Origin of the sequence: Yersinia nurmii (assembly GCF_001112925.1) — a bacterium.
Taxonomy (GTDB): Bacteria; Pseudomonadota; Gammaproteobacteria; order Enterobacterales; family Enterobacteriaceae; genus Yersinia; species Yersinia nurmii.
Genome location: NZ_CPYD01000002.1, coordinates 433,796 through 444,249, shown reverse-complemented (window position 1 = coordinate 444,249; position 10,454 = coordinate 433,796). Strand labels below are relative to the sequence as shown.

Sequence of the window (10,454 nt, the reverse complement as noted above, 5' to 3'; positions counted from 1 at the left end):
GCGGTCGGAAAATCTCTCCCCCGTTATTGCCTGTCTTTACAGGGCAACAACATTGGCAGCCGAAGGCCCTTTCGCGCCGTTCTCAATTGAGAACTCCACGCGCTGACCTTCATCCAGCGTTTTAAAATCGTTGCTCTGGATAGCAGAGAAATGCACGAATACATCTTTGCCGCCGTCCGTTGGGGTAATAAAACCAAAGCCTTTACCCGCGTCAAACCATTTTACTAAACCCGTCATTGTATTAGACATAGCGATACTTCCTTTATTTATTTTTTAAGCTGCCATAAGGCAAGAGAGGTCTGTCTTTCAGTTATTTCTTATGGGGCACTTAAGAAGGAGTTTCGCGGTGAAGAGGTATCTATCGAGGATAACGCTAATACTGTGAACTGCTTTACTAAAACTGCTTTCATAAGGTCTGTGTTCCAAACCGATGACACTATTAAACCAGAACGCCTCATAAATAGCAAGCTTATACATCATACTAATAGCATATAATTTTACTTGAGGATAAAAATCAGTCATTTACGCTACTTATTTGCATTAAGTAAGCCTATGATTCGGAATTGTTGATAATCTAAAACCATCATTTAACCCTATAACCCAATGACTTATACGCGCCAAAAACCGATTTAAACGCGTTATACTTTGCCATCCTTGTTACCTTCTATAACGCTTCCTTAATTGCGAGCCCTGCAGCCAAACCTTTCCTTTCTGGCTCCATACCCTTTCGCTATGGTTCAGTAGATAAAACTCAGCGATAAAAAATTAAAAAACTTTGATCTAAGGCAAAGAAATCAGGAGCGTGATAAGTAGCCTATAGCCGCAAATTGACAGGATTAACTGGAGGTCAATATGGTTAAAGTCTATGACAGAAATAGAAACCAAATTCGCCCTGGGCATCGCGTTATGGTCGCACAGTCAGGTTTGATTGATGTTGCGAAGGCAATACATGCTGACGGACTCTCTGATATTGAGGCCGAGCGCGCTCAGTGTGTTGAGTTACAACACGCCTGCGAACGTTATGTGCCTTTTGATCTCGTTCGTCTTGGCCAATAACGTCCTTAATAAGATTTCAACCTCTCATCTGACTTTGCTCTCGTAACCACCAATAAGGCCGCATGCAATACAAGTGGCCTTATTGGCTTATTACACCGCTATCACTTATGGCAGATTACAAGCCGGTTCAATAGCCTCAACGACTTTCTTCTGGAACGTCGCTAAGCGGCACAATTTATTCTCACCTTCGTTTTCACAACCTGGAATATCGATGCTGACCATTCCAGCGGGGTTAATCGACAAACCCAACTTCTCCATATTTCTCAGCTGATTTTGCGTTTGGTAGAACATTTTAATCGCCACGAAGCTCTGCCCATGCTGATCTCGCCAACGTTCAAAAACTAATCCACCTCCCGGAGGGGTATTATCCGGCTGCAGCGGTAACGACCAATTTAAACCTAGCATTCCTGCAATATTTGCAATATTGGTATCGTGGCCACCGAGAATAAATACTGCATTGTTATCGGGTATTTGAGTATTGCTTTGCGTATTTTTAATAGCTGGCTGTTTATCCGACTTAGCTTTTCCCTGATCAGGCTGTAGCAGCGCCATATCTATCTGTTGTAATAAAGGTGTTCCTTTATGCTGTGCTATATAGGGAGTTTTGGCCATGAGCTCGAATTGCGTATTATGTAGCAGCATCAGAGTTTGCCAATCCTCACTCGTCTGCAAACGATGCCAGGCCACAATTGGCATACCCTGCGAGTTTTGTAGCAAAAATATTTCAGCCAGAGTTGAAGACAAAGCAACCGGGCCACTCAATGAAGCCTTGGTGCCTTCCTTATTTACATGAACTTCGTTGGGTGATAGATCGGCAAAATTACAATCCGTCCCTTGCTTTTCCATTTTCTGGCAATACGGGGAAGCAGAAAAATTTAGCACCTTTCCCATTAAGGCCAGAGAGTTAGCATAACGTTGGCTTAATGTAGTGATAGGTGTGCCAAGTTTCTTTTCTATTGCTACCTGCGTTTTTTTCGCATTTAAAGCACAGATACCCGCCTCAACGGGATGAAATAAGGGATCGATATGCTTTAAGTTCTTCTGATGAGCTATGTTAAATCCACACTGGGGTGCAATTCCGTCTATTAACGCCTGACCAGTCAATAAAGTACGTTGGTCAATATCTGAATAAACGTAAACCTGCCCCTCCGCCGGGCATCCCTCCTCCGGCAATAATCCGGCATGACGGAAATATTGACCGTAGAAGTGCCCCATTATCTTAACCAATTGCTCACCCCTTGGCGTAAGATACCCAGCTTTAACCGGCCATTCAGGCCATTTATCGGGCGTGACTTCATTCATCAACTCTGTTTGCTTAGTCGGTGATCGCACACCATGGCGGCTCAATATCACCACTTTTTCCAGCTTATATCCCACTTCTTCCGCCACGACTTTGGGGATAGCTATAGCACTGCCGATAAATGTGAATATCATTGCAGATAGGCTTAGCTTCTGCTTTATCGTTATCATTCCCTCGCCCCACTCATAATAAACTTTATCCCGAGAAGTATGGTTGAGGACTGTGATTACAACAACATGATTCACTGATATATTTAAAACGAAATGTATATTATTTTTTATTAATGAATCCGCACCATGTTAGAGGTTGATATGCTTTGTTATTTACAGGCGAATTATTGTAACCTTCTTACCATGAAGGTAATGTAATTGTTGCACCCTCGCTAATATATTAATAGCTTCAATTATTCAATCCATTCTGTCTTTACATCTAATTTAAAAGCTAATGCGAAATAATATTGCCTTTTTTAAGTAGTTAAAACAGGAACACTTTGGGAGTCGCATGTAATCTATGATTTACAAGTTAAACAAAAGTTTACAGATAAGAAAAATAGTCCATACATAGAATATGACAGCAAATTAAGCCAATGCATTGATTATTAACAAATTCAACTCATCAAGATCACATCGACTTATTGCTAATTATCGGTCATCATCCATATGTATAGAATTTCCTTTTTGATATTGACCCGCAAACTTATTTGGGTTCAGAATATTGCTGCTAACAAGGGTTGTTTAGCGTAAATATAAATTGTCCTTGGCAAGGTAGAGATAAAAAGGAAAACAGCATGTTTAATAAATCATTTAAAAAAATCGCACTGACAGGCCTGTTACTCTCTGCTGCTGCAACCACCTTCGCAGCAACGACTCCCGCAGATATGACTTGTAAAGAGTTCCTTGACTTAAATCCTAAATCTTACACCCCGGTTGTATTCTGGGTGTTAAATGACACTACGGAATATAAGCAAGGTGACTATGTAGATTTCCAGGAAACTGACACCCTAGTCACACCGAAAGTCGTCGAAGTTTGTAAAAAGTCTCCAGAGAAAAAAGTAACAGACCTCAAACAAGACATTTTATCATTCGCTAAAAAACACATGTAGTAAAAAAAGCACTCACCTAATAATGGGTGAGTGCTTTTCTTTTTATAATATTATTTTAGTCATTGACTAAAGCAGCCAAACTTTTCACCTTGGATTATTACCAGGCTTTTATTGCATCTCCATGATAAATTTTATCTGCTGCGGTCGCGACTTCATTGGTTTGGTAAGCTTTAACCAGATTTTTGACTTTCTCGCTGCCTTTATTGTCTTCGCGAGCGACAATAATATTGACGTACGGTGAGTCTTTATCTTCTACAAACAGACCATCTTCTTTCGGTGTTAGGCCAATCTGGCTCGAATAATTAGTGTTAATTACGGCAAGATCCACATTTTTATCATCCAGTGAACGCGGGAGCTGCGCGGCCTCAATCTCAACGATTTTCAATTTTTTTGGGTTTTCAATAATATCCAGAGAGGTAGGGAGTAAACCAACGCCATCTTTCAGCTTTATCAGCTCAACTTGCTGTAATAATAGCAGCGCACGACCGAGGTTAGTTGGATCATTCGGTACCGCAACCTGAGCATTATCCTTCAATTCAGCCAGCGATTTTATTTTTTTAGAGTAGCCAGCAATAGGATAAACAAAGGTAGTACCAACAACCGCTAATTTATAGCCCCGCTCCGCAATCTGGCGATCCAGATAAGGACCGTGCTGAAATGAATTAGCATCTATATCGCCAGTGCTTAAAGCCTCATTCGGTAAGACATAATCAGTAAATGTCACCACTTCCACATCGAGGTTATATTTATCTTTAGCCGTTTTTTTGACCACATCCCAGAGAGGCTGATCGATGCCTGCGCTAATACCAACTTTTATATGGTTATCGTTTTTTTTATCCGGACCACATCCGGTCAAAATTAACGCACCGACTAACGAAAGGGCTATTGTCGAATATCTTAATGTCTGCTTCATCCGATGCTATTCCTTAATTAAAATTACTTACGATTCTTATCTACGTTATGCGGTGCTGGGTAAGCTGGTTCAAAATGATGTTACATATAAAAACTTAAACAGCATAGATGAATAATTTATATCTTAATACCTAATTTGCATGCATTTTCTTCAATTTAAGCCACGAACCACCTGGCTAATTTTCGATCTATAACGTACAGATACCTCAATGGATAATAACTCCAATAAGGCCGAGAAATAGGGCTATTTTGTTTGCTGCAGATATGCTTATACTGTCTCATCGATATCGTTGACCGATGAATTTCATGACTATATACATCTCTCAGGTTGAGGGAGATAACCGAAGCGCCATGAGTAATCTATTATTTTTTTTGAGAACAATGTTATGGGTTGGAATTAACTATTTCATACGCTAAGAAAATCAACACCTTCCAGAGTTCTAATTAACATTAGAGAAAATTTATTCAGTATGGATAACTTAACTCACCCAATTAATGCTAACTTATTTCATTGTCGTTAACCTTTCGGGTAGCGCTCTATTTAGGATACAGAGAATGTTTTCAGTTACCAAATTAGCCTATTCAGCATCACCTTAGATATTCTCATTTCAGTTATATTGAATAACGCTATGGCATGATTACGCTCAGATAATTTCATTTGCACTATATTTTATAGTAGCAATCCATAAAGGAGAGAAAAGAGTGAATTCAGAAAACATCAGTGTTTTTATTGGCGCTTCGTTACTTGTTTTCCTCATTGGTGTACCTTTGTTTAACGTAACAGCAATGGCCTGCACCCGAGCAGTTTATATCGGCGGTAATGACCTGGTCGTTACCGGGCGATCTATGGACTGGAAAGAAGACCTGCAATCCAATCTGTGGATTTTCCCCCGGGGTATGGAACGTTCGGGTAACGCCGGCGAAAATTCCCTGCATTGGGTATCTAAATACGGCAGTGTGGTGACATCCGCCTATGAAGTTGCCACTACCGATGGCATGAATGAAAAAGGCCTGGTCGCCAATCTATTATGGCTAGTGGAATCAGAATATCCTCATGCGGAAAAAAATAAACCGGCTTTAACATTAGCGGCATGGGCACAATATGTCCTTGATAATTTTGCTAACGTCAATGAAGCCGTTACTGAACTTTCGAAAGAAAACTTCACCGTTATGACAGCCAATGTTCCGGGACAAGAACGTTTAGGTACGGTTCATCTGGCACTGTCTGATAGTAGCGGCGACAGCGCAATTCTGGAATATCTGGATGGAAAGCTGGTTATTCATCATGGAAAACAGTTCCAAGTTCTGACCAACTCCCCCACCTTCGATAAACAACTGGCTATTAATGAATATTGGGAAGGTATCGGCGGTATGGTCATGATGCCGGGCACTAACCGCGCCGCAGACCGTTTCGTTCGGGCAAATTACTATATCAATGCGATTCCTAAATTTGGTGACGACAAAACTGCTACCTCAAGCGTTATGAGCGTCATCCGTTCGGTATCCGTGCCCTTTGGTATCACAACCCCTGATGAGCCTAATATTTCTTCTACACGCTGGCGGACCGTTTCCGATCACAAAAATAAACTCTATTATTTCGAATCTGCTTTGATGCCGAATACTTTTTGGGTCGATCTGAAACAGATAGATTTTTCTGCCGATGCTGGCGCACGTAAACTCGCTCTGGGTGAAAACCAAACCAAAGTTTATTCTGGCGAAGTTTCCGCGTTATTTACTCCAAGCGCACCTTTCCATTTCCTTGAGGTTGATTAAGAACGCACCTCATCCTGTTTATTAAACAGCAAAGCCTCGCTCAAGCGAGGCCTTTTTATGGATATACAGGCTAACTAATTCACCTTATTCAATACATTTTAAATATTTCATGCATACGTCAGTTGTTTTTATCTTTATAGACCAACGATTGCCATAGGATTACGTAGTTCCAAAGGATATTTGCACTCTTGTTGATTAAAACAATGACCGAAAAACCGAAATATGAACTTAGTTCTTGGGGTGAGGTTTCCGTTTATCACGTAACTCTAGTTTATGTGTATACATAGAAGAGTCGGCGGCAGCTAGTAATGCTTTGATTGTAGTAAATTTATCAAAATCGCAGTTAGCATAACCCACGCTGAAACAAATATTATATCCCCGTAGTTCACGACGATTTCTTTGCTCTAAGGCAATTTTAAAGCGGCTGAGGATGTCCACCATATCTTTGCAGCCAGATGCTGTCAGTAGCGCCACAAACTCATCGCCACCCAAGCGGGCAACGATGTCAGTCTCACTGAAGAACAGTTGCAGTTCGTCCGCGAAAGTCATTAAAGCTTTATCACCTTCGGCGTGACCAAAAGTATCATTGATCGCTTTAAAATTATTAAGATCAAAGAACACGACGCTTGCCGGAATATTATTATGTACGCAATAAGTTAACGCATGTTGCGCCAATATCTCGAAACCGCGTCTATTGGTTAATTGCGTCAGTTCGTCAATAGTAGCCAATTGTACCGCGGCTATTTCTTGCTCAGCCATTTTTGCCAGATCGCATAATAGCTGCTGATCGGTTTCATCCAAAGAGCGCGGTTCTAGATCAATCAGACACAAAGTGCCCAGTTTGCTACCGTTGGGTACCACCAACGGGCAACCCGCATAAAAACGAATGCCCGGCGCATCGATTACCAAAGGATTATCGCAAAAGCGCTGATCGGTCAACGCATCGGGCACCATCAAAATCCCCTCTTCCAAAATCGCATGACCGCAAAACGAGATATCTCGCGATGTTTCCGACGCGGCCAGACCTACGCTGGATTTAAACCACTGACGGTTAACATCAACCAAAGATATCAAGGCAATAGGGACATTGAATAAGCGTTTTGCTAAACGGGTAATTCGATCAAAACGCTCCTCTGGAGAGGTATCGAGAATATTATAAGCGCGCAGTGTCGCAATACGAGCGCTCTCATCCGGAGGTTTAGGGGGAGTTTGCATCTTCTTATGCTCCTTTAGTTTATCTATTTAGCTTAGCAAAGATAGACCAAGAAACTTGAAGGTAAAGTAAGTTACCGTGATATAAGCAATTAAATTCCATAGGTTAAAGCGATAAGTTATATCATCATCTGTTAGCAGGCTTTTTTTCTAGCGGTTACAGAATCCTCTAGATTGGTCGTTACGCACTTTCTGAAGAGCCTAGGGTATTCCTTCCTATTTTTCCAGCATCAGATTGTTTGTAGTGGTCAAGCAACAATGGGCCGGCATATCTAGCCAAGTGCATTTTCTATCTGAGCAAACTTTCCGAGTCGAGCGCCTAAGTAAGCCTTCCATTAAATATCAGTAGGTGGGAGGTCTGAGCATATCAATACATTTTATTTTTAAGTGAATATGACGCCTCTATCTGGGTGCCATGACCGGCTATGGCAACGGCAGTAGACCACCACCAATAGATCATTAACAGTACTGCGAATATTGGTGGTACATGTTTTTTTCAGCGACCTAATTAGATGCATTATTAGAGGAAGCATTAAAACAAACGTGAAAGGTATAGCAAAATCTCGAATACTCTCAGCATTTACATCGGTGATGGTGTCGCATAAGCTGATTGCAGCGTCATTGTCCGACATAGAGTCTGAATCAAGAAAAGGCAGTAAAAATATGGCGAACCCACAACCAATAGAGTAAAGCGGACGCAGTTTACATACCAAATTGAATGAATCTATTAGTCGCTTCCGCGTCGTTTTTCATTCCTACATCATTTCTTGTAGAGATTCATTTTATTCGCCTCCATACGTTAATTACCTCTTAGTCCATTTTTAAGTCGCCGCGTGGATCCCGCTATAGGTTATATGAAAATTCAAAGTCTAATATAATCTAAGTAGGCCTAGAGGATTTTACTTATAAATGCTCATCATTTTACTACTCAAGCAGCTAGTCATTTATGTTGCAACGCAGGATAAGTGATTACTCGGCGCTCAAGTAAAATAAAATTCCACCAACTTTGGACTTCTATTTACTGAATAAAAAAGTGAAGTCGCCCATAAATATGGCAACCCGAATTATCAACAATAGACTAACTGTGATGCGGGTCTCTGAAAGTTTTCATCGTAAGTGCTTGAATAGTGGCGGAGAGAGAGGGATTTGAACCCTCGGAGGGGTTTCCCCCTCAACGGTTTTCGAGACCGTCCCGTTCAGCCGCTCCGGCATCTCTCCGTGATAATAGTTGCCACCATGCTCTTTTTTACGGCATGTTTACAACATCCTGTCTTGGTATCCAAGAAATCACATTGCGAGCGACCCGATGATGAAGTGGCTGTGGAAAGCAAATCAACCGCAAGCGGAAGTGCTAATGCAATGGCATGAAGCACTGGCTATTCCTTTACTGTCTCCAATGAATGAAGCGGAACAGCAACGGTTAGTCACCGTCGCCAGCCAGATTTTACAGCAAAAACGCATGGTGCCTTTGCAGGGCCTGGAGTTAACCGCACTGATGCAGGCTCGTTTGGCGCTGTTATTTGCTCTGCCTGTGATGGAACTCGGTGCGCGGTGGTTAGATGGTTTTCACGAAGTCCTGATCTACCCTGCCCCCTTTATCGTAGAAGAGGACTGGCAGGATGATCTGGAGCTGGTGCACAGCGGCCAAACGGTACTGTCGGGACAAAGCTGGGAACAGGGGCCGATTGTCTTAAACTGGCAGGATATTCAGGACTCTTTCGATCTCTCCGGCTTTAATCTGGTGATTCACGAAGCGGCTCACAAATTGGATATGCGCAACGGCGGTAATTCCAACGGCGTCCCTCCCATTCCCATGCGTGACGTCGCAGCGTGGGAATTCGATTTACACCGCGCAATGGATGATATTCAGGACGAGATCGATATGGTCGGCGTTGAGGGAGCCAGTATGGATGCCTATGCCGCCAGCGATCCGGCGGAATGTTTCGCCGTGCTTTCAGAATATTTCTTTAGTGCACCGGAGCTTTTAGCCTCACGCTTCCCGGCGGTTTATCGCCATTTCTGTCGGTTTTATTTACAAGATCCCCTCGCCCGTCTGAAAAGATGGGAAAGCCAGCTGACAGAGAGCTAACGGTAATTTTTCATCTGATTTCAATATATTGACGAAGTTTTCAACGCTGTCGTTTGTTTTTTCAACCGAACCCGCACTTTTTGTTCAGATGCTGAGCAAACGCGCATTTCTACTGAATTTAGCGTTGACAGTTCAGGTGCCTCTGGATATTATGCGCCCCGTTCACACGATTCCTCTGTAGTTCAGTCGGTAGAACGGCGGACTGTTAATCCGTATGTCACTGGTTCGAGTCCAGTCAGAGGAGCCATATTAGAGAAGCCCGATTAAGAAAACTTAGTCGGGCTTTTTGCTTTTTCTTGGCTATACCGAAAGCCTGCGCTAAATATTGCGCGCCCCCCACTTTCCTGCCGTCAGCAGAAAAATACCGGTAAATATCTGCCATAACGTAATCGGATATACCGAGGCTCGCTCAATCATTCCTACGGGTAAAAGATTCAACGGGATGAGTAACATACTCAACAACCCTAAACCTCCCAGCCCAAGACTCAACTGACTAAAATAATAAAATCCGGCTCTATCACGCTGCATCCAACCTGCGGCAAGCAAACATAAATTCCCGCTGCCGATAGCCATTACCGCACCTATTTGGTGAAAAGTTATCTGGTGAAGAATGTCACCGCCGCTTCCCCCACCGCTGTGAAACAGCGCGATAATGACACCGCCTGCACCATGTAATAAGCCAAACAGCAAAAAAGCATGACGTAGCCGTCCATTAAATATCGGCCGCAGTAACCAGCAGGCGAGCAAAAACAGTATCCCTTCTACGGCAAAACCAATATTCATCACCCAATGTAACGGAGAACAAATTTGTCGGTTATCTGCCAATAATCCACAAAGTGGAATACCTAAGTCACTGATGTAATTTCGGCGGTAGGAATAAACGGGCATCAGCCAGGCAAACGCGCTTATCTTCTCTGCCAGTAAATATTGGAGCCCGCCAAAAGTGAAACACCACGCGCCAATTTTTTGCCATCGGATTTGTGCCAGCATAGATTTCTTTTTGCAGTAAG

10 protein-coding genes and 2 tRNA genes are annotated in these 10,454 nt (G+C 42.5%); 5 read left to right on the top strand and 7 right to left on the bottom strand.

Annotated elements, in window-relative coordinates:
• Positions 1-36: 36 nt before the first annotated feature.
• Positions 37-249, bottom strand: a complete 213-nt coding sequence (gene cspE / locus AD970_RS04715; protein WP_049597162.1) for a transcription antiterminator/RNA stability regulator CspE — start codon at positions 247-249, stop codon at positions 37-39.
• A gap of 603 nt (positions 250-852) precedes the next feature.
• Here cspE and ydfZ point away from each other — a divergent pair.
• On the top strand, positions 853-1,056 hold the full coding sequence (gene ydfZ, locus AD970_RS04705) for a putative selenium delivery protein YdfZ (RefSeq protein WP_049597160.1): 204 nt from the start codon (positions 853-855) through the stop codon (positions 1,054-1,056).
• A gap of 105 nt (positions 1,057-1,161) precedes the next feature.
• Here the strand turns inward: ydfZ and AD970_RS04700 are convergent, their stop codons facing one another.
• Positions 1,162-2,526: an AppA family phytase/histidine-type acid phosphatase gene (locus tag AD970_RS04700; RefSeq protein WP_049597159.1), complete on the bottom strand. Its 1,365-nt coding sequence runs from the start codon at positions 2,524-2,526 to the stop codon at positions 1,162-1,164.
• A 617-nt stretch (positions 2,527-3,143) separates the two neighbouring features.
• On the opposite strand from AD970_RS04700, the gene hdeB reads away from it, so the two are divergent.
• Entirely contained in the window at positions 3,144-3,458 is a 315-nt protein-coding gene (gene hdeB / locus AD970_RS04695; RefSeq protein WP_049597158.1) for an acid-activated periplasmic chaperone HdeB, read from the top strand.
• A gap of 97 nt (positions 3,459-3,555) precedes the next feature.
• Here hdeB and metQ read toward each other — a convergent pair whose 3' ends face one another.
• On the bottom strand, positions 3,556-4,371 hold the full coding sequence (metQ, locus tag AD970_RS04690; protein ID WP_049597157.1) for a methionine ABC transporter substrate-binding lipoprotein MetQ: 816 nt from the start codon (positions 4,369-4,371) through the stop codon (positions 3,556-3,558).
• Positions 4,372-5,099: 728 nt separating this feature from the next.
• Between metQ and AD970_RS04685 the strand changes: the two genes are divergently transcribed.
• The gene (locus AD970_RS04685) at positions 5,100-6,143 is read left to right on the top strand and encodes a linear amide C-N hydrolase (RefSeq protein ID WP_235786906.1); all 1,044 of its coding nucleotides are present in this window, start codon (positions 5,100-5,102) and stop codon (positions 6,141-6,143) included.
• Positions 6,144-6,371: 228 nt separating this feature from the next.
• Here AD970_RS04685 and AD970_RS04680 read toward each other — a convergent pair whose 3' ends face one another.
• From AD970_RS04680 to AD970_RS04675, 3 genes are all read right to left on the bottom strand, one after another.
• Entirely contained in the window at positions 6,372-7,358 is a 987-nt protein-coding gene (locus AD970_RS04680) for a sensor domain-containing diguanylate cyclase (RefSeq protein ID WP_049597155.1), read from the bottom strand.
• Positions 7,359-7,738: 380 nt separating this feature from the next.
• Complete coding sequence (locus tag AD970_RS20510) at positions 7,739-8,068, bottom strand: DUF2645 family protein (RefSeq protein WP_162199315.1); 330 nt, start codon at positions 8,066-8,068, stop codon at positions 7,739-7,741.
• Positions 8,069-8,483: 415 nt separating this feature from the next.
• Positions 8,484-8,573, bottom strand: a tRNA-Ser gene (locus AD970_RS04675).
• Between the two features lie 88 nt (positions 8,574-8,661).
• On the opposite strand from AD970_RS04675, the gene mtfA reads away from it, so the two are divergent.
• Together mtfA and AD970_RS04665 are read left to right on the top strand one after the other, a co-directional pair.
• The gene (gene mtfA, locus AD970_RS04670; protein ID WP_049597154.1) at positions 8,662-9,444 is read left to right on the top strand and encodes a DgsA anti-repressor MtfA; all 783 of its coding nucleotides are present in this window, start codon (positions 8,662-8,664) and stop codon (positions 9,442-9,444) included.
• 171 nt (positions 9,445-9,615) lie between these two features.
• Positions 9,616-9,691, top strand: a tRNA-Asn gene (locus tag AD970_RS04665).
• A gap of 71 nt (positions 9,692-9,762) precedes the next feature.
• Here the strand turns inward: AD970_RS04665 and AD970_RS04660 are convergent.
• The gene (locus AD970_RS04660) at positions 9,763-10,434 is read right to left on the bottom strand and encodes a DUF998 domain-containing protein (RefSeq protein ID WP_049597153.1); all 672 of its coding nucleotides are present in this window, start codon (positions 10,432-10,434) and stop codon (positions 9,763-9,765) included.
• Between the last annotated feature and the right edge of the window lie 20 nt (positions 10,435-10,454).